General features: G+C 70.3%; 2 pseudogenes. One reads left to right on the forward strand and one right to left on the reverse strand.

Annotated elements, in window-relative coordinates:
• Window positions 1-198, forward strand: a pseudogene (locus tag A5701_RS29390) (ATP-binding cassette domain-containing protein); the annotation flags it as partial.
• Window positions 199-204: 6 nt separating this feature from the next.
• Here the strand turns inward: A5701_RS29390 and A5701_RS20290 are convergent.
• Window positions 205-630, reverse strand: a pseudogene (locus A5701_RS20290) (ATP-binding cassette domain-containing protein); the annotation flags it as partial.

Raw genomic sequence — 630 nt, forward strand, 5'->3', positions numbered from 1 at the left:
AACGTCCGTTACTTCGCCGCGCTGTACGGTTTCGAGCACCAGGCCGCCGACGACGCGATCGAGCGGGTCGGGCTGGCCGACCACCGAACCGCGTTCTGCGGCAACCTTTCCGGCGGCCAGCGCACCCGGGTGTCGCTGGCCTGCGCGCTGGTCTGCCGGCCCGACCTGCTCGTGCTCGACGAGCCCACGGTCGGCCTGGCGCATGGTGCTGCGCTTGATGATGGACAGAAACGCGTCCTCCAGTGACGTGCATCCGGTGTCCTCTCGTAGTTGGGCCGGGGTGGTGTGGGCAAGCAGGTGACCGTCGCGCATCAGCAGCAGGTCGCCGCAGTGGTCGGCTTCGTCCATGACGTGGCTGGAGACCAGCAGCGTGGTTCCGCCGCGGGCGAGCTCGGCGAACTGCTCCCAGAGATCCGCGCGCAGCACCGGGTCCAGGCCGACCGTGGGCTCGTCGAGCACGAGCAGGTCGGGCCGGCAGACCAGCGCGCAGGCCAGCGACACCCGGGTGCGCTGGCCGCCGGAAAGGTTGCCGCAGAACGCGGTTCGGTGGTCGGCCAGCCCGACCCGCTCGATCGCGTCGTCGGCGGCCTGGTGCTCGAAACCGTACAGCGCGGCGAAGTAACGGACGTT

It is taken from the genome of Mycobacterium sp. E3305 (assembly GCF_001666785.1).
Lineage (GTDB): Bacteria > Actinomycetota > Actinomycetes > Mycobacteriales > Mycobacteriaceae > Mycobacterium.